Origin of the sequence: Bacillus paranthracis (genome assembly GCF_001883995.1) — a bacterium.
Classification (GTDB): domain Bacteria; phylum Bacillota; class Bacilli; order Bacillales; family Bacillaceae_G; genus Bacillus_A; species Bacillus_A paranthracis.
In genome coordinates, this window is the sequence record NZ_MACE01000068.1 from 1 (window position 1) to 19,409 (window position 19,409).

Consider the following 19,409-nt stretch of genomic DNA (forward strand, 5'->3'; position numbering starts at 1 on the left):
ACCTCTGGTAAATGGAACTGATTTCTTTTATGATGAAATCAAATCATAGTATATCTTTGTTGTTTTGTAGCATTTTAACGTACAATGAAACTTGCTTAGCAAAACGACCTTGTTGACGTCCATCTAGCTCCTTATAAGCTTTTTGGATGTCAGTAAACTTATTATTAATTTTAATAATGAAAAGAAGAGAGCAAAAGCTCTCTTTTTATTTTATCTATAAATTCCAAGTCCAAATATCATCATTGTGATCAGTTACAATAAAGATGTTTAATTCTACCCTTATAATCACACAAAACACCTTCCAGTTAACCTAGACGGTGTTTTTAATAGTTGTTTAATATCTCTGTATTGTGAATTACATTGCTTAAATTGAATAACAAAAAAGTCGTTTAAAATCAGAGTCTTCTTCAACAATCAAGCGCCCGATTATTGAAGTTCGGTTTTAGACTAATCCACTTCACATATTTACTTTATGAAGCTTCAAGATGAAGACCGCTGCCACGATAAGAAGGGACACCGTCTGAAAAGTAACTGCGAACGCGCTTTGCCCACTTGCGTACAAAGCTGCGGGAGCGACGCCTTCGGGGAGAGAAAAATACCCCATAGAGTGGCTATGACTAGTGGCGTGGCAACCGCAAGTATAATTTTGACCGCTGCCCCTGTCTTGATATGATAACCCCAGTAACTGAACGCAGCCATTGCACCAAGCTCCAGTAGAAAGAATCCGGTGAGGACGCTAACACCTATCCATTTTATTTCCATCCGACTCTTCCTCCCAATAAAAAGAATTAAGAAACTAATGTTAATTTTTTTATATACAATATGTTTCGGTCATATTCTAAAATCCTGCCATTTAACTTAATGACAATCATTTCAAAATTCTGTGATTTTAGCAATCGCTTTATTCTAGAAAATGGACCGATTGTTAAATAAAGGAATGCACTACAAACTAGATCTTTTTATCAAACTTTTTTTACAAATTATCAATCTTTATTATAAATGATTAAACTTTATATTAAATCAACACTTAGCATGATTTTTTTCCGGTTTTTGATTTTCACCTCTTTTATTAGATTGCATGATTTCTAAACATTTCTCTAAAACGGCCTCATTATCAATAATAATATGCAATTTTTTTCTAGCTCTTGTTACCATCTGATAGAGCATTTTTATATTACTATAACGGTAATCGTTTTTGCTTGTTAGTAGATTTTTATCGTAAGTAAAGTTAGAATCTATTACAACAATTACATTATCAAATTCCTGTCTAATAACCTCATGTGCACTTTCATCCTGTTCATTTTGAAATGCTTCATATGGATAATTCACACGAAAACCTGGTGTATAATTTATTGCCTTCCATTCCTTATCTGTATCTGTAAGACCTTTAATATAATCTTTTACCTTAGTACCATCCTCAAAATATTGCATACTAATATTTGAATAAATTTGAGCTGCATTACTTTTTGTTAAATCAAACAAGTTAGTTATGAAGGCAGCTATCTCTTTATTGGTTCTAATTTTTTTGTTAATGGATAACGTATTGGTGAAACCTCCTCTTTTAGAAATTGATGTAAAAAGACAATAAAGCTATTAAATTTTAAAGCCTAAAACAAGCATAACCCCGTTCTAAATTTAGGACGGGGTTAAAATATAGTTGTTTAATTTCCGATATAAGATACTTCACTGTACTCAGAAATATAACAATAAAGTCGATTAAAAATCTAAGGTTTATTCAGCAATAGCGCCCGATTGTTGAACATCACATTAGTCTATTGAATAGTATCGTTGTACTGTGCAGTAAAAACTATGATGTCTTAGTTCTCGAAGAAATATTAATATTTTATACCTTGTTAGTGTTTGGAAAGTTGTCGATAAAACATCTACATCATATATCATTAACTTTCACTCGTAAATACTAACTCTTCAAAATTCTAAACATTTCTTCTTGATGTTTACCTGCTTTTTCTTCAGTCCATTTTTCATCGTCGAGATTGACTAATTCTTTCATGATCTTCAGTTTCAAGCTTTGTTCAAAAATGCTTGGGTAAGAGCTGATTTTCCCTGCAGGTGGCAAATTAGAAAACTTAGAGTTTCCTGACACAGTAATTAACGCAAGATTTCCAAAACCATCAAGGTCATCCGATTCCCAATTTACACCCTCAGCTAGATGCTGTGGTTGGAAGTGTTCTATCGAACTTCTAAATTGAAATTGCCATTCATCACTCATTGTCGGGATTATTTCCTTATCCAAGTAAGAATACCCATCTTTGTATAAAAGATAATCAAGGTAAGTAAATACGATTCTTTCAAAACCAAATCCACTAGTATTCTCAAAATTTGATTTTATAACTTTTATTTTGCAGTAATCTTCAAGAATTTCAATGATATCATATGATTCATTCTCTAGTAACCTCGTTAAAACTAGTGAAATCCAATGCATTGTCTTAGGTGACGTGTAGGTTATGCGCAAGCAGGATTGCAGAGTTCTTATTTGTTTATTATTCTGACTATCATCATTGCCGAAAGTACCTACATATTTGGGCTTTTCCCCTTTCAAATCACTATATTTTTCTAAACGTTGTAACGACCATTTTCCAGTTTCTTTATAGTCTCTAGCATATTCGCGTTTCAAAATATATTTATCAAACAACACACGACATTTTAACATATGATATAAAAAGTTCTTTGCTCTATCAGCATCATTCCAAGCCCATGATAGATTATTCAAAAAGTGTTTATCATCAAGTGTTGAATCTTCTTCTCCTAACTTACCAATGACTGCATTTACCTGTAATAAAAAATTTGGGAATGAAATAGTCGATTCAAAGCGTTCATTCTCACCTTCATCCTTACTTCCTCCATTATTGAGTAGCTTCTTACTTTTTAGAATGTCAATCAAAGGAACAGAATGTTTATCATCTTCATCATTCGGAATACATTCTCTAATTGAATCAAAATCGTCAATATGATCCTTGATGCTAGACCAATCTTTTGTAAAAAGAGCCTTTCTAACTTTGGGATCAAAATTCATTTGGATATATGAGTCCATATCAGAGCATTTTTCCCAAATCAATGCTGCAGTTTTTTTATCGTGTTCTGTATCCAAAACTTCTAAAAACTTTGCCTTTGCTATTTCATGAAGTTCTAGTTGCTCACCCCGAGTATTCATGATTTCAAAATAATGATTTAAATCTATACCTTGCGGAACTTGTACACGAACAAGAAAAACCTTTTCAAGTTTTTTCTTTAACTCATTTTTATCTATTTCTTTCGTTTTTTTAAAATAATTTTCAATGATTTGATAACCCGCTAAGATTTCAACTGATACTAATTCCTCCAGTAATTCACCATTGTTCTTATTGTTTATCATGTGAAGTGTACGGTTTGACTTTTCCCGTGCTTCAAATCTCAACGAATCTTTCGCAAAATTCATGCCAAGATAATTTTCTAATAGAAATAATGTCGTCAACCTTTGTTGTCCATCTATTACTTCATAAACATTATTATCAGTTTGATTAACAATAAGATTTCCAAGAAAATAGTTTTTATTAAGATCGTCAATTGAACTATTAATATCTTCTATCAGTTGTTCAATTTGCATCTCTGCCCAAGCATAGTTCCGTTGATAAATTGGAACTACATAACTGATATTAGTAAAAATGTTTGATACCGGTATGATTTTTAAATGATTATCCATCTCCTACCACCTATTCCATTCACAAAGTAAATCATACACTGCTTTGTACTTCTCTTTATTTTTATTCTCAATATCGGGTTGCTCCAAAACAATGAGCTTTAACTCTTCAGCATGGTTCATATCACTAATTTCTGAAAACAGATCCAAATCTTTGTTCAACCGCTCATGTTTTCCTCGTGCATATTTATTAATTGTCTGAGGATACACAGCATGCATAGTAAGTCGCAAAGAATAGCTCCATGAATATAATTGGTGCATCACACCTTTAGATAGGCTTTCAATACCAAAGCGATCAGCAAAAAACAATAACGCACATTCATATAACTGTTTAATGTAAAGATCCCCAGAACGTCTACTCGGAATTTGTTCTTTCGTGTGAGCTTTATTTATTAAATTTTGTATTTGCTCAAGTTGATTTCCATAGTGACGGGTATAATGGAAAAACCGTCTTCCTGCGATTAGTGGCTGTGTTAATTGAAATTGATTTAATGCTTTTGATGCAAGTAATTCATTGCTTCCGTTTGCATTAAACTGTTCTAAGAAAAGGTTACTTGCTTTATGATAGATAGCATAATTAAATACATTTGTGGTTTTAATCCCTTTGAATACATCAATGTTACTTGCAGAATAGCCTAAACCATTCTTTCCTTTATACCATTGCGTCAACGGGAACAGATAACTTTTAAATAAGTCATTTAAATCATCCTGGTTCGTATTTTCCCAATCGTTAATAATTCTTACTTTCTGCTGTTCGTCTTCATCATCCATCTCACGTAAATGATATGACTTCAATAAATCATGTGGGTCTAACTCTTTGCCACGAGAATTTTGCGAATCAAAGAATTGAAAAGCCTCTTGCTCGCTGTCTGTGACAATTTGAACTGTACTACAATGTTCTAGTAAATATTGTTTGTATTTGTTTTGCTCATCTTCTGAAAGTTCACTTATCCTCTTAGATAAAATTTCATAATTAGTCACTATTACATCATTAGATAATTGATTATATTTTTCTCGTAATAGCCCTTGAGTCTCATCACCTAAACAGTATAGAAGAATTGAAATGGTTGTCAGTCGCTGCTGACCATCTACAATGTTGTATTTTTCATTTTCTTTATGTAAAATTACAGAACCAATTCTGTATTCTTGTGTACCTTCTTGATATGCATGATAAGTATCAAGGAATAGCGTATTTGTAGACCTCACACTCCAACTATACGGACGCTGATATGATGGTAAGGCTAATTTTATTCCAAGTAATTCTTGTATCTTTGTTATTTTTAATTCGTTATGAAGTAGAGCCATCCATAAATCCCCCCTCGACAAAAAATTACTGAGTATTCCATAATTTCCTCTTGTTTTGGAATTCAATATATCGTTTAAGTGTGAGGCGATAATGAGAGTCTTCTGGATACTCCCTATCAACAGATACTATCAAAGAAGGAGTAAGCTCTGTTTCTCCATTATATAAACCTTTGTTAAGGATCCCGTTCCACCGACTAATATAATCTTTTACAGATTTGTCTCCCAAATGATAATTCTTTCTTAAAAATTCCCCAAATTCCATACCATATCCCTCACTCACTATTATTTTCTAATATGCCTATTCCCTACCATCTGCTTCTTTTCCTTTTCAAAGGGAGCATAAAAATCATTAATGAAGAACTTTACTGCGCAGTATGTATCTACTATGTATTAAGAATGATGAGTTAATTCTTGAATTAAACTGCCAGTTAGTTCAAGAAGAAGTCCTAACTTAAAAGCTAATAAGATTTCTTATCGAACTTTTTATAAATAATCAAACTTTGTTTTAAATTATCAACTAAAAGTCTATCATTCATGTATATTGTAACTATATAATAAAATAAGAGCACACCTATAAAGGAATGCTCTTATTTTGTATATAAGTGAATCCGATTTTATGAATTTAATATAGCATGTTATACCCCTACAACATTACATTTTAATACCTATATATTATACTAAATCTCCCTATCATTGACAATTGTTGTTTCTATCCTATGATTCCAACCCATATTTTGAACGCTAAAACACTAAATAATAAATAGTCTATAGTGTATTGGAGAATCCTATTTTTTCACAAAAACTAAATCATCAAGGTTTCAATTAAATTACTCAACTTTTCACGATCCCATAGTTTAGTATTAGTCTTGCTAGCTAACTCGACAGCTCCTTTAGTATATGTACTATTTGTAATTACCCATGATTCGTCAGCACCATAAAACGCCTTTCCAGCTACAACTTCTTGTATTGCCGCTGTCCCAACTGTACTTTTATAACGTTTGGCCTGAATTACATATTTTTTATTTTGTTTAAATGCTAAAATATCTGCACCTTGATCCCCACTACCCTTGGTTAATTCTGTTCTGAAACCAAGACACTTTAGTAAGTCCGCTAGATATTGTTCAAACTCCTCTCCACTAAGTAAATCTATATCTCCAATAGTTATATATTTTTGCGTATGTGCAGTTGTTCTATTCTTGTTAAGGGAAGTCTCTAACTGTATAGCTCTAAAACTTTTTATTTCTTTTTTTATATGTGTGTACAATTTTGTTGTTCCTTGAATGTAATTTATAAAACCTTTTTCTTTTAAAAATACTGCTAGAAACCCTAAATATGTTATTTGATTAATGTTACTTTCACCGACCAGACTAATGTATTTATGTATAACACCAACAGTACTGTTATATACTGGGGATAGATTAAACAATGGGATGAAATCATCACTATGTTCACTATAGTTTTTTAATAAAGCCATCTCCTTTAAAATAAGTACAAAATAATCTTCATAACCATTAATTTTATAGTTTTTGCTTTTTAGAACGTGTAAGAATGGATCGAATAATTCCTCGTGAAAGGAAATTACCCAGTTCCAATTTTGATAATGGCATGACCCCGAAATATTATCTTTCCTTTCTTCCCCTTTAATTAGTGCTAGTAAAAGTTCATCTGAATTAGAATGAATAATTCCTGACACATAATGCAGTTCAACAAAATTTTTAAATAGTTCGTTAAACTCATTATCTTCTTTTCTATATTGCTTTTCTTCTAAACGACGTTGTAGTTTTCCTCTTCGCCCCTCTTGTTAACGAGTTTACGAATCACTTCAGCAAAAAATCTAATCTGGGTTGATTTTTCCTCGCCCAGTAAATCAATATTATTATTACTATTAAGTTCTTATGAGACAAAATCAGTTTCCACTTGTCCCTGCCTCTCGAAGTAAACTTCCATTTTTTCTTTTTGTTTTCTACTCAAACGGGTTTGTTTTATTAATTCCCCCTTTTTTTCCTCAATAATAGAATTATATTTTTGAATTTCTATATTCTTTTCCTCAACCTCTAAAACACAGTTTTGAAGTAATTGTTCTTTAATATGCAATTCTTCAGTTACACGTTTAAGTTGTGCTACTTTAGATTCGATTTTGATTGAAATAGAGTCTAATTCTTAATTTTGCTTATTTACTTTTAAATCAATGGATTTTAGATTTTTTTTTACTTTGACAACCTTTGATATGATTGCTTTTAATTCTTCCTCTACTTCTTCTCTTTGTGTTAATATTTTTGTAATATCTTTAATTTTTTTTAGCACTAATTTACGTCTCACTTTCTGATTTATTATCTTTAGACTGTCTAAATAATAGTTACATAAAGGTATAATGTACATTTTAATATAATGATACTCGGTCTGTTTACGCTAGCACTGACATTGCTGGCGGTCATTTCCAAATTGACAGCGGGATCTATGGAAGGAGCGACAGCTTTCTCGTACCCACTGATTTTCTTGCCGTTTATCAGTTCGGCCTTTGTTCCCACTGAAACTATGCCTAAAATTATCCGTGCGTTCGCTGAGAACCAGCCCGTGACTTCAATTGTGAATGCGATTCGTGCCCTTTTGTATGGAGGGGCTGTTAGCAACGATATCTGGATCGCGCTTGCTTGGTGCATCGGCATCATGATCATTGCATACTTCTTCGCAAGTAAAGCATTTAAACGCCAGTTAAGGTAAGTACACCATCGGTTTGGTGTCTCGTGGCAACTGAATCTTACAAAATAAAATATATGTTTAGAAAAGCGTGGGAAGATTTTCCGCGCTTTAATTATTTGTCATGTAACTCAAATTTTAAAATTGAAAGTCAACCTTTTATCCCGCATTAACGGAAGGTAAGCCCCCTATTGGTTCAACTAACCATCAGTGTTAAAGAAAACCACCACTGACGGAGGCTTCACTTTATCAGTATGGTCAAGATAGCAACAATTCTTACGAAAACAGCTTATATTTCATATCTAAAATATAGTGACTTTTCCTTTTTTAAATTATATAATTTTAATATTGTGTTATTTAAAAAATTAAGATAGGAGAATTTCTTTTATGCAACCCGAACTTACGCAAGACAAAGTGTATTCAGTTTCATGGTGGGGGGTTATTTGGGCTGTACTGTTTGCGTTTTTGGGAACGGATATTATCGTAGGAGTATTTATTGGCATTCCGTCTACGATTTATACAGAGTTAATTACTATGCAAGAACCAACTGCCCTTCACGTATCTGTCGAAGATACGGCGTTTAGATTTGGAAGATTAATTGTATTACTGTTATTCATTTACGCATATGAGCCCATTAAGAGCTTAGTCATACCAACTTTTAACTTCCATGTGTTAAAAAAGATCAATATGTATATATATGTACTTCTTTTCCTTGCAGTAAGTTGGATTATATATTTATATGTTCTTGAACCACTATTTCCTCATGCAGGAGAAGAACAATATGTAGCTTTAAAATCAGAAATGCTAGAACAATATCCCATTCTTTTATTTCTCAGTAGTACAATACTTGCACCCATTGTTGAGGAAATAACCTACCGCGGTATCATCTTACGCTTGTTCCAAGAGCGCTTCCCATTTTGGATTGCCGCAATTGGATCAAGTTTTCTTTTCAGTATCGCTCACTCATATTCAGTTGGTGTGATGATAGATACTTTCATTGGTGGGATGCTCATGGCGATATTATGTAAGAAGACGAATTCCATTATTCCAGCTATTTTACTCCACATACTGAATAATGCACTTGGTTAAGCGGTGACTTCTTTTCACATACACCAATAATTTAAATATAAAAAAGGTAAGTGGATACACAAAAAATTGTACATTTTCACCGGGAGATGCCAATTTTATCGTTTTGGGGTATTTGCTTTTCTTAGCTTGATGGCGATGTGGCGGTACCCCTAATAGTAAGGTCTTTCACTCTAGAATTTCCTTCATTAATATGAGTAAAAGCGTCAAGAAAAGGAATCCATTGATGTAATTCGGGAATAAGATTAGGTAAATCGATATGATTCATTAAAGAATGAGCCTGTTTTCTCAATTTTTTTAATGCTTTTAGCTCTTCTAGTCTGTCTAGTGGAGGAAGAACAATCCTATTGTTTTAAATGCGAAACTCTTCATTCTCCACTAACTTTTTTGAGCCTTTTGATATGTCTCATCTAATTTTATAGCTAGATTCTGTAAGGTTTCTTGTGCTGATGAAGACCAACCAAGTGTTCTTAATATATGTGGTTTGATTGATTCCCAATCTTCATCTTGTAATAGTTGAGCTCTAGGATCACAATACCTTTCACTAGGGGCGGTGAAAATATCATGCCGTTTTAATGCTTCTGTAAATTGTTCAATTGTCCAAAATGTATAAGCACATCGGTCTATTCGATGATTTTCCCTTTTCAGAATCAATGGTACGATATAAATACATCCATTGTCCCTTTAACTATATATATTTCATCTACTCTCCATGAGTTATTCGTTTGTTTGAGATGACGCCGAATTTGTTTATCAAACTCTGACCCATATTGATGTACCCATCGCATAATAGTTGTATGAGTCAGGTATAACCCTCGTTCCTCCATCATTTCACGAAAGCATAAGTTGTACGGTAGGTACCAATGTACTGTTAACAAGATGATGTTAGGTCGATAATGTTTCCACTTAAATATATTCTCCTTTTCCATGCTGATCATACACCTTTTATAGAGTAATACTATCAGTATCGCCAGTTTTAGGAGATTACTTGCAAGAGCTTTAGAGTCTTTTTACCAACCCCTTTTATATATGCGCTTTTTATTTGGCAATCATTTTTCTTAAAATAATTATATATACTATACTAAGAACTGCCCACCGGTTCTACTCATCCGCATAAGATTTATGCTACTTATTGAGCACTGTTAAACAGTGACCTTTTTTTGTTTAAATAAATATCTTATCAAACTTCAACTTCCACATAACGTTAATTGATATATATAATCAAATTTTCCTAACACCTGAAGTAATAAAATGAATGACACCTTCCTTTTTTTTGTGTTTTTCATCATAGGAATCCTGATTTTATTTTCATTACCACTAAATATTTTTGCATTTTTTAATCTGTTATATTTATTCATTGCCTATACCATTTTTAGATGTCTTATCTTCAAAAAATACAGAAAAAACTTGCTGCGTTTTTAATTATTTCAGGCATTTTATATGATTGCACATGCATTCTAGATTTTTATTATTGGTTGGGGATAAAGCTAAATTTTTCTCCTAAACAACGATTTTGTTCACTATTTTGTCACACATATAACTATCTTAATATGTTAGGATAATATAGTCCTTTTTTTAGTATTACCCTCAAAAAAGTCCTAGTCCCCTAGGACCTTTTTTATTTTAAATAACTGTTTGGCATTAAAATTACACAAATCCCAAAAGCATACATACCATATCATGTGGTTTTCTTTTTCAATTTTAGTTTTGGTCAAAATACCTAAATAGGCACTATTTAACTGTAGTTGCGACAGGTAAGACTTGAAGTTATCTCCATCTCTCCCCCACTTCAATTAAAATCTCATCATAATACAATAAAATGCATTCGACTGTGTACGGATACTTTTTGCTAGGAAAAATCCTAGCTTTTTTATTTTTCTATTGATTAATGCTCAATATTTCGTCAATACTGTAAACATCAAACCCTCAATCCCCCTTGGAGATGAGCCGTTAGCTTTTGTTAGCTGTTTTTTTCGAATTCTAATTAATTTCCCCAAGCACATTTATGAAATTTTCGAATGATACAATGTATCCTTTTTTCAGGAAACGGAACTCCTTACGAGTGCACTTTTATGAAGCGCTATTTTTATGTGTCATAGTAATACAAAATGAATTATTTATCCAATTCTCGAATACATACTCTTCAAATCTTTCGATGAAAAAAGATTTTGACCCACCACTGTTTTTCTGTCCAACTTTTTTATACTGAAATATTCCACCCACCACCACTTTTAAATTTATTTTCTAAGTATCCGACATGATGAATTATTGGATACGCGAACACAGAAGATCTTTCCATAACTAAATCCCCAATTTCAATTCCTTTCCTTTTTTCAAACCAGTTTTATGTTCTTGCAAATACTATACTTAAAGTATGACTAAAAGCCATTCTTGCGTTCGCATCGATACTTTCTGCTAATTTTTTGATTTCCACTATCTATTCTCTACTGCCACCAAACTAAGACATAATTTAGGTTTTCTATATGCTGAACAGGATCTTTCTGAAGCAGCTATACGAAACCTAACAACAGCTATTGATACTCCAGAAAAGAGTTATAAAGCTATTTTCCTTATTGCAAGAGAAAACTACAAACTCGGAAATACAGAAGAGTCCGAAAGTATAATCACAGAAGGAATTGAGTACTTTGAACAACAAGGTTTATTAGGGTTCGTTCATGACTACTCGAAACAATTGGCTTTAAAATTCTACTCATCTAACCAGCAAGATAAAGCAAACCAATATTTCTTTAAGTCACACGAAGCCGAAGAAAAACTACGTAAAAAGGAGGCATTAAAATAATGAAGAAAGTAATTCAAGTTTTAGGTATCACTCTAGGATTAGTAGCCGTTTTCGGATTTAGCTTCACTTCAAACAGCATTACTCAAAATGCTGAACATGGAGAAACATTTGCACCAAAAGTACAGGATAGCTCTATCCATTACGTAATGAGAGAACACGGAGAAACATTTTAATACTTAAAAAGAGCCATTCATATATGGCTCTTTTTTCATTACATTAATTTGTAATCTTATGTCTTTAAGTTCATATATTCAGCTAAATCCATCAGACTTTTACTTACGATTGATCTCTCGCCTAACTTCTTTGCTTCGCCCAAATTTATGCTAGGAGTTTCACTAATCACAAATCGCGGGATTAACTATTATTTAGAAAGGGTGTAATTTCTTCTATGTTAACTACACTTCCGATCATTATGACTACCAATGGCCAGAAATTAAAATGTTCATTTACTAGCATTACAGAACGATGTGATTTTGATCATATCTCCTTCGACATGGAATTTCACGACATTGTGAATAATTCCAGGGTCGGAACTGCTTCATGTCGTATACAAAAAGATCCATCAGAAAACAAAATTGAAATTACTATTACAAGTTTAGATGCAAAACATATTGGAACTGGGGTTGGAACAGCTATGATATACTCCATATACAGATGGGCATATTTTAGCTATCCTGGTTATGAACTTCTCTTCAATGGAATGATTAGCATGGCCTTCGATGAAGAATATTTAATAGGTTTTTATACAAAAGTTGGATTTAACGTAAAAAATGGTTTCTTTAATCTAAAAATAGAGCAAAATGATTTTCAAAAGTTCTGTATAAATACTGAAAGTAAAATATCTGAGCTATGTTTCACATTTCTAAGTAAACAAAATGAAAGCTATAACAATGAAATAGCTAATTATCCTGTCACATATTGAAAAGAAATATAATTCAATGTCATTAATTTCATTTATTAAACAACGCTATTTTAGACGTAAACAGTCCTATAATGAAAATACTCCTATGTAGATTTAAAATAAAGTTTGATGAAATTATTATAAATAACCTTCATATTAAATCAAGAACAACGCTAATATGCCAAAAGGGAGAAAATGGTCAAATGGACTTTTATGTTCCTTATTATCCGAAGAAGAAATACTAATTACATATTATGAAGGCGGCTATTTACTTACTAACTATATGACCATCATTGATATAGATCCGTTAAATAGCGCTATCATATGTACGGATGCTTTCTATAATAAGTTGACACTACAATTTTCGGATATACTGGATGTAAAATAGAATAGATTTAAACGTTTGGATTGTTATAAAGGAGTGTATAAAATGCAAGGGAATCAGATAAGAAAGAATACAGCAAGAACAGTTATTCATAACAATATAAATAACTATCCCTATTTAAATATACCTATGATTATTAATGAGAATGATGGAATAACTTACGAGGTTTTAAGCACGGGTTTTCATAATAATGATGCAGTAGCAATAATAACAACGGACGGTTTCACTACAACTAGGGTAAATACACCAATCGTAATAGTAAAAAACGATGATAGTAGTATCCAAGTATTCCGTTTACCCTTAGAATTGGATTATTGGGTGCTTTCATGTATGCTCGATGCTTCAAGAGGAAAAAATCCATTCCCATGTAAAGTTGCTTTTGGAATCATTGATACTAAATGTCATGTGGAATTCAAGTAAAAAAGGAGTAAATTAATTTGTTCCTTTTATAATTTGGGGGACATTTATTTTTCTTAAGTTGATGGGCATGTAGCGTTATCCCTCACTATTAAATTTCAAATGCATGAAAATGAGAAAAAGTTTAAAATAATTTATATACAAATGAAATAATCCAGCGAGAGTATCAAACTGTATACAATTTACCTTTTCACACTAAAAAATGATACTAAGGTCATTGAAAGGCACCTCAGAGTGTCTTTTTCTTAATTCTAATCCGCGGTAACAAATTCATATTTTTTATATAAAAAGCGGAAAAAATATTTTATAATTCTATTTAGATTAATATTACGTTTTTAATATAAAACTTATAGAAAAATGGCGGTGATTGATTTTATGTTTAATATTTCAAAGGGTGCGATGATAGATACAATAAACAATATAATTTACAACATTGCTCTTTATGTCTTTGTATTTATTATTTGCATGTGGATTTTAGTATGTATTGTTCGATTATTTGTAAGGGGATTATCTAGAGTAATACCTATAACGTATACACCTTCGTTGCAATCTAAAGGCAATGGAAAAAGAAAACAAAATAAAAAAAGGAATGCGTCTTATAGAGTTCAATCAGTTGGAAAGAAAGCAAATACAAATAAAGTTATAAATTCTGATTTGGATGATGAAGGTGATTTTAACGACTATTATGACGACTACAGTTCCCCTAGCTATTATAGCTCTTCTAATAGTTCAAGTTCTGAAAGTTCATATAGTAACTCCAATTATAACAGCACTTCTAGTTACAAAAATGAAGATTCCTCTAGGTATGATAGTCCTTCTTATAATTCTAGTTATAATATTAACTCAGATGAAAATGATTATCAATAAAATACTAACTTGCATGATAGTGCATAATCTATTTGTCATAGAAATGCACACATCCATGTATTCAAAATATATTAAATTGCAACAATCATTTTGGTTAGGAATCTTATGTTTAACATTAAACTTAAGATGGTTCCATACGGAGAAAGGCGCCTTTGGTGTCTTTTCTTTGTATGGATCAGTACCAAGCTTCTAATATATTACGTAAGAACTTGACGCTATTTTCAATGGCTCAAAAAATAGACAATGATTTTCACTTCCAACTTCACAAAACAATTTTCCCTTTTTGATTTGCTCTATTTGACGATGTTCATGCAAATTGAATCATTCTATCCACTAAACAAGAAATAATTCTCCAAGAGCTGAATATATCAATCAATAAAGCAATTTTTCATATAATTGATTTCTTGTTTCATCTAAACCTATATCCTTAGACTTCTACGCTTGAAGTATCCTTTACGGATAAAACATTCCTTCACTACTACATCAATTAAATCTATTCTTGCTGCAGTAGTTTTCCTAATTCATGAAGAAATGTATGAGTTTTCTCAACATCCTTTAAGATATCCTCTAGGTTCTCATTTGCTACAAAATCTCTAATAGAATGGTTAAAAACCATTAACCTACCATATCTATGCTCTATTTCTTTAAACCACACTTCTTTTTCCAAAAGCTTAAAATTTTTACGAATGACTTTTCCCCTTTTTGAAGGGATGAACATAAAGAGGCCTCCTAATACATCACCAATTACATCTCCCATGTGAAAACCTCCTTTTTCTCTATTTTAACATTTAGAAAAAACGATATATATTAGCATTTCCAATACACTTCAAATAAAGATTTGTTACCAATTAGAGTGAACGGTAGAACTTGCGTTATTGTTTTTTCTTATCTCGACAGAATACGACATCACCATTTACCTTAATTTGGTATAATCATCTGTGGAATTTTACAATTTTCAAAATGGAGGAATTAAACATGTTCAAAAAGTTGAGTACCATTGCATTAGGAAGTGCTTTAGCGATGAGTCTAGTTGCTTGTGATGATTCGTCAAACAAAGCTTCTACAGAAAAGAAAGATGAACCCAAACAAGAGGCTAAGAAAGAAGCAAAACAAGACCAAAAACAAGAAACGAAAAAGGACGATAAAAAGAAGATAACGGTTGCCGATGTGGATACTATTAAAACTGGTGATCCTGTAACTGGTGAAGGCGGAGATAAATACGAGGATCTAGTTGCTAAATATGGCGAACCTGACATCAAATCTGATTCTACAAGTAAAAATGTAAAAACGTATACTGCTAGTTGGAGTAAAAATGCAAAAGGTGGCACAGGAGCTAATTTCACCGTTAGTTTCATTGAAAAAGATGGTCAAAAATTAGCAGTAAGTAAAACTCAAATAGGGATGGAATAAATAAAATATTTTTAAAATCATCCCTAACACAAGGAATATAGATACTTATTTTACTCTCAAAGGCTGAAACATAAACATAACTGCATAACTACTGAAAACAAACATAAGAAAGACGTTCAAATCCATGTGGATAGAACGTCTTTTCACTTTACTTCATACATATATCAATTTTTCACTTATTCATTTTGCATTACAATTAAAAAATCGATAAATTCATCTTCATTTACAGGTTTACTGTAGTAATAGCCCTGAATTAGATAACATGCATTACGTTGTAACACTGTTAATTGTTCCTTCGTTTCTATCCCTTCTGCTATCACTTTCATGTTTAAAGTATGAGCAAGTGAAATAATGGTTTGTATAATTTCATCTCCATCAGTAGAAGTTCCAATCCTATTAACAAATTCTCTTGGAATTTTCAAAGTATCAATTGGATAAAGAGGCAGATACGCTAGTGAAGAATAACCTGTGCCAAAATCGTCAATTGATAAATGTACACCAAATGATTTTAATGCTTTTAACTTTGATAAAGTTTCTCTTTCATCTACCATTGCAATTCGCTCTGTTAATTCCAAATCAATCGAATTAGCAGGTACCCCTATCTCTTCTATGGTAGATATAATGGTTTGAACAAAATCTTTCTGTTCAAACTCTATAGCTGATAAATTTATCCCCATCTTTAGATTTGAAAAGCCCGCAGAATGCCATTCTTTCAGTTGTTGACACGCTTTCTGTAACGTCCACTTCCCAATTGAAATAATCTGCGTTGTTTCTTCTGCGATAGGTATAAACTCAAAAGGAGAAATCAGCCCAAGCTCTGGATGTTGCCAACGTATTAAAGCCTCTGCACCAATAAACTTACCTGCCTTACTATCAATTTGTGGTTGATACAATAAAAACAACTCATTATTTTCAATTGCATTTGGTAAATCCTGTTCTAATCGTAATCGACGAGTTACTTTTTGAGATAATGTCTCGTCATACATACAAACAGCATTGTTACCTTTTTCCTTTGCGCTATACATAGCGATATCAGCGTGTTGTAAAAGTGTAGTAGTATTTATTCCTCCAAATGGATATACCGCTATTCCTATACTAAGAGATAAGTAAAAACTATGCTGATTTACTACAAATGGTTCTTCAGTTATACGAAATAGAGTTTTACACAAATCCAATAGCTGTTGCTCTGTTTGGTTATGGACAATGATCGCAAACTCATCACCGACTATTCTTGCTAGAGGAATAGTCGGTGACAGACATGTCCTAAAACGTTTGGCAACTTCTTTTAAAACCTTGTCACCAATCGAATGACCCAATGTATCATTAATAGTCTTAAAGCGATTTAAATCAATATACAGGAGCCCAAACTTATCCTGTGTTTTTTGTGCACGCTTAATAGATCTATCTAATTCTTGTTGGAAGAATATACGATTTCCAATCTCCGTCACCGTATCATGGAATGCAAGGTAATTTATCTCTTCCTGTTGTTGTTTCATCCTTGTTATGTCTTTTACCATTACATAGCTCCCAAAGGTTTGTCCTTCTATCATAATAGGAACTATAGTGACATACCAAAAGAGTATATCCTTCTCATTGTTATTTTTCACACGTAACTGTAGTGAAGATGAACTACATCGTTTCCCTTTCTTTATAGCTACTTCCAATTCAGATTTATCTTCATCTAAAAAAATAGAGAAGCACTCTTTCCCTATCAATGCAGCACTTTCTTTTCCTAATAACATACTTCCAGCCTGGTTTATATTTAATACGATACCGTTTGAATCAATCGTTAAAATAGGATCCGGATGATACTCATATAATGACTTAAATCTCTCTTGATTTTTTACTAAATCATTAGATTTATTTATTAAATCCCTTGTTCTTTGAGATACTGTTTGTTCTAATTGATTATTAAACACTTTTAATGTTTTAGTTAACTCTTTGTTTTGCATTCGTACGATTGTATGACGAATCAGTACAAATACAAAAGCAATACAATTTCCCGTAATTAATGTAGCTGAAGAAGTTTGCTCTTTCAAAGTAAAGCCAATTAAGACTGCAACTGCAAGATACGGGAATATACCAAGAAGTTTCTCTCCAAATGTCGGATTAATAATAAAATAATTTCTTTTAGAAGACGTATTCTTTGGGATTGTAGCAGCAATAGCGATAAATAATAGTAAAACTCTATACAAACACCTTAAAAATATAACTGAACGCTCTGACAAATCACCCTGTAAGTAGAAATACAAGTAGTCCGTAATAGCCAATCCAGTTAATACTAGGATAAAAATAAACAATTTACTTTTTGCATTGAAAATAGCGGGTCTAAAGATTAGTGTAACTCCAAGTAATAGAAGTAATAAATCTATAATCGGAAAAATAAATGAGAGAAAAACATCTCCAATTGATAAGAATAAGATATTTGCAGATGGTTTATTAAATAGGTACCACTCTAATGTAAAAATAGCAGTAACAACAATGCATAAATCACAAAGTAAATACGCTTTCTCCCATTTGTTACATTCCATCATAATTTTATAAAAGAACGCAAAAAGAAAGAAGAATAAAAAAACAACAAAAATACATCAGAAATATTAAAATTTTGGATTGGTAATTCTACATTAAATACTTGAAAAGCAGATATGAAATTCCCTATCAAGAAACACCCTATCGCAATAGTAATACAAACCCAGAATACTCCTAACTTAATTTTTCTGGATAATATAGAATACAGTAATGAGATAAATACAGTAGTTTCAACAACTAAAGATGATAGCCGGATATTAAAATCTGATACAAAATAAAGATTCGGAAAAACAAATAAAAATATAACGCAAAAACTTATATAAGCTATTAAAGCCAATAGCAATACATAAAATTGCACATATGCATGTTTACGCAATGAGCTCACCTTCTTGAGTTTTTTCTATACTTTTATTAAAAAGGTCTTGATAGTGGCACAGCTCCTACTAATTAAAATGTGTGCAACCTATTATGTATATTATGACCTTTTTTAAAAGGTTTCTTTCTACATATAACAGTCTTGTTAACTTTTTGTAGATGTTTACAATTTTCAATACTGAGGATTCCAAATAAGATACGTTGAAAAATGTAGTTTTTTTAAGTATTTGAGCATCGTAAATTTGGATAGTACAACTTATCCACTCTTTAAATACGAGATAGAATCTAATTCTCTATTGGATTATAGTTAACCCCCTAACTGTAGCCATTATAGTTACAACCTAGATTCATGTCAATTTCATATTCCCTCCTTTTTAACGAATTTCCGGAAAGAATTCTCCTTCCTCAAGCGTGTGAAGGGCGTAGCCCAACGGTAGGTGGGAGATGAATTTCGGTTTGGCGTAGCCAAAAGGTTTTCCTTTTTATTTTGCCTCTGATATAATCAGTCTTATAAATGATAAAGGCTGGTATATAAATGAAATTAGATAGTAATAACCATTCAGTATTCTTGTTATATTATCACCTTGTGTTGGTCGTGAAATACAGAAGAAATGTGTTTGATGATGATATGTCAGACTATGCAAAAGATATGTTTGTTCGACTATCTGAAAACTATAACATCACATTAGTTGAATGGAATCATGATGTAGACCATGTTCATATTTTGTTCAAGGCACACCCTAATACAGAAATGACAAAATTCATCAATGCTTATAAAAGTGCAAGTTCTCGACTTATTAAAAGAGACTTTCCACAAGTGAAAAAGAAACTTTGGAAAGAGATGTTTTGGTCAAGAAGTTTTTGCTTGCTAACTACTGGTGGTTCGCCAATAGACGTAGTAAAAACATATATTGAAAATCAAAGTGAAAAGTGAGGTGAA

At 32.0% G+C, this 19,409-nt stretch carries 16 protein-coding genes and 6 pseudogenes; 9 read left to right on the forward strand and 13 right to left on the reverse strand.

The features are described 5' to 3' along the window. Nucleotides 1-43: 43 nt before the first annotated feature. From BAQ46_RS31190 to BAQ46_RS30445, 9 genes and pseudogenes are all read right to left on the reverse strand, one after another. Nucleotides 44-157: pseudogene (locus tag BAQ46_RS31190) on the reverse strand (XRE family transcriptional regulator); the annotation flags it as partial. A 323-nt stretch (nucleotides 158-480) separates the two neighbouring features. Then, nucleotides 481-762, reverse strand: coding sequence for a YrdB family protein (locus BAQ46_RS23765; RefSeq protein WP_226809518.1), 282 nt, complete (start codon nucleotides 760-762; stop codon nucleotides 481-483). Nucleotides 763-1,020: 258 nt separating this feature from the next. Continuing rightward, nucleotides 1,021-1,482, reverse strand: coding sequence for an ATP-binding domain-containing protein (locus BAQ46_RS23770; protein WP_228746220.1), 462 nt, complete (start codon nucleotides 1,480-1,482; stop codon nucleotides 1,021-1,023). A 436-nt stretch (nucleotides 1,483-1,918) separates the two neighbouring features. Next, the gene (locus BAQ46_RS23775) at nucleotides 1,919-3,700 is read right to left on the reverse strand and encodes a DUF262 domain-containing protein (RefSeq protein WP_071742919.1); all 1,782 of its coding nucleotides are present in this window, start codon (nucleotides 3,698-3,700) and stop codon (nucleotides 1,919-1,921) included. A gap of 3 nt (nucleotides 3,701-3,703) precedes the next feature. After that, nucleotides 3,704-5,002: a DUF262 domain-containing protein gene (locus BAQ46_RS23780; RefSeq protein ID WP_071742921.1), complete on the reverse strand. Its 1,299-nt coding sequence runs from the start codon at nucleotides 5,000-5,002 to the stop codon at nucleotides 3,704-3,706. A gap of 25 nt (nucleotides 5,003-5,027) precedes the next feature. Further along, a complete protein-coding gene (locus BAQ46_RS23785) occupies nucleotides 5,028-5,264 on the reverse strand; it encodes a hypothetical protein (protein ID WP_071742923.1) in 237 nt (78 codons plus the stop codon). A 540-nt stretch (nucleotides 5,265-5,804) separates the two neighbouring features. Continuing rightward, nucleotides 5,805-6,695 (reverse strand): restriction endonuclease, encoded by an 891-nt coding sequence (locus BAQ46_RS29810; RefSeq protein WP_086405068.1) that lies wholly within the window; start codon nucleotides 6,693-6,695, stop codon nucleotides 5,805-5,807. A gap of 200 nt (nucleotides 6,696-6,895) precedes the next feature. Further along, on the reverse strand, nucleotides 6,896-7,096 hold the full coding sequence (locus BAQ46_RS23795; protein WP_071742924.1) for a hypothetical protein: 201 nt from the start codon (nucleotides 7,094-7,096) through the stop codon (nucleotides 6,896-6,898). 66 nt (nucleotides 7,097-7,162) lie between these two features. Next, nucleotides 7,163-7,306 (reverse strand): hypothetical protein, encoded by a 144-nt coding sequence (locus BAQ46_RS30445; RefSeq protein ID WP_161491002.1) that lies wholly within the window; start codon nucleotides 7,304-7,306, stop codon nucleotides 7,163-7,165. Nucleotides 7,307-7,393: 87 nt separating this feature from the next. Between BAQ46_RS30445 and BAQ46_RS23800 the strand changes: the two are divergent. After that, nucleotides 7,394-7,723, forward strand: a pseudogene (locus BAQ46_RS23800) (ABC transporter permease); the annotation flags it as partial. Between the two features lie 363 nt (nucleotides 7,724-8,086). Further along, on the forward strand, nucleotides 8,087-8,788 hold the full coding sequence (locus tag BAQ46_RS23805) for a CPBP family intramembrane glutamic endopeptidase (protein WP_071742927.1): 702 nt from the start codon (nucleotides 8,087-8,089) through the stop codon (nucleotides 8,786-8,788). Nucleotides 8,789-8,939: 151 nt separating this feature from the next. Here BAQ46_RS23805 and BAQ46_RS31605 read toward each other — a convergent pair. Both BAQ46_RS31605 and BAQ46_RS23815 read right to left on the reverse strand, forming a co-directional pair. Continuing rightward, nucleotides 8,940-9,439, reverse strand: a pseudogene (locus tag BAQ46_RS31605) (Tn3 family transposase); the annotation flags it as partial. Next, a pseudogene (locus tag BAQ46_RS23815) lies at nucleotides 9,429-9,714 on the reverse strand (DDE-type integrase/transposase/recombinase); the annotation flags it as partial. The pseudogenes BAQ46_RS31605 and BAQ46_RS23815, both read right to left, overlap by 11 nt. Before the next feature lie 1,870 nt (nucleotides 9,715-11,584). Between BAQ46_RS23815 and BAQ46_RS30805 the strand changes: the two are divergent. The 5 genes and pseudogenes from BAQ46_RS30805 (at nucleotide 11,585) to BAQ46_RS23845 (ending at nucleotide 14,155) form a co-directional block, all read left to right on the forward strand. Further along, complete coding sequence (locus tag BAQ46_RS30805) at nucleotides 11,585-11,758, forward strand: hypothetical protein (RefSeq protein ID WP_000755961.1); 174 nt, start codon at nucleotides 11,585-11,587, stop codon at nucleotides 11,756-11,758. Between the two features lie 215 nt (nucleotides 11,759-11,973). After that, nucleotides 11,974-12,598: pseudogene (locus tag BAQ46_RS23830) on the forward strand (GNAT family protein). A 66-nt stretch (nucleotides 12,599-12,664) separates the two neighbouring features. After that, nucleotides 12,665-12,874: a YolD-like family protein gene (locus tag BAQ46_RS23835; RefSeq protein WP_071742931.1), complete on the forward strand. Its 210-nt coding sequence runs from the start codon at nucleotides 12,665-12,667 to the stop codon at nucleotides 12,872-12,874. Nucleotides 12,875-12,916: 42 nt separating this feature from the next. Then, nucleotides 12,917-13,291, forward strand: coding sequence for a hypothetical protein (locus tag BAQ46_RS23840; RefSeq protein WP_001161896.1), 375 nt, complete (start codon nucleotides 12,917-12,919; stop codon nucleotides 13,289-13,291). A gap of 354 nt (nucleotides 13,292-13,645) precedes the next feature. Then, nucleotides 13,646-14,155 carry a hypothetical protein gene (locus BAQ46_RS23845; RefSeq protein WP_249024563.1) on the forward strand — a complete coding sequence of 170 codons (510 nt, stop codon included), beginning with the start codon at nucleotides 13,646-13,648 and terminating at the stop codon, nucleotides 14,153-14,155. 493 nt (nucleotides 14,156-14,648) lie between these two features. Here BAQ46_RS23845 and BAQ46_RS23850 read toward each other — a convergent pair whose 3' ends face one another. Further along, nucleotides 14,649-14,912 (reverse strand): hypothetical protein, encoded by a 264-nt coding sequence (locus BAQ46_RS23850; protein WP_000503054.1) that lies wholly within the window; start codon nucleotides 14,910-14,912, stop codon nucleotides 14,649-14,651. Nucleotides 14,913-15,130: 218 nt separating this feature from the next. On the opposite strand from BAQ46_RS23850, the gene BAQ46_RS23855 reads away from it, so the two are divergent. Beyond that, nucleotides 15,131-15,565: a hypothetical protein gene (locus tag BAQ46_RS23855; protein ID WP_000473787.1), complete on the forward strand. Its 435-nt coding sequence runs from the start codon at nucleotides 15,131-15,133 to the stop codon at nucleotides 15,563-15,565. 176 nt (nucleotides 15,566-15,741) lie between these two features. Here BAQ46_RS23855 and BAQ46_RS23860 read toward each other — a convergent pair. Next, nucleotides 15,742-18,470, reverse strand: a pseudogene (locus BAQ46_RS23860) (putative bifunctional diguanylate cyclase/phosphodiesterase). 534 nt (nucleotides 18,471-19,004) lie between these two features. Here BAQ46_RS23860 and tnpA point away from each other — a divergent pair. Continuing rightward, complete coding sequence (tnpA, locus tag BAQ46_RS23870; protein ID WP_000762752.1) at nucleotides 19,005-19,403, forward strand: IS200/IS605-like element ISBth16 family transposase; 399 nt, start codon at nucleotides 19,005-19,007, stop codon at nucleotides 19,401-19,403. Nucleotides 19,404-19,409: the final 6 nt, after the last annotated feature.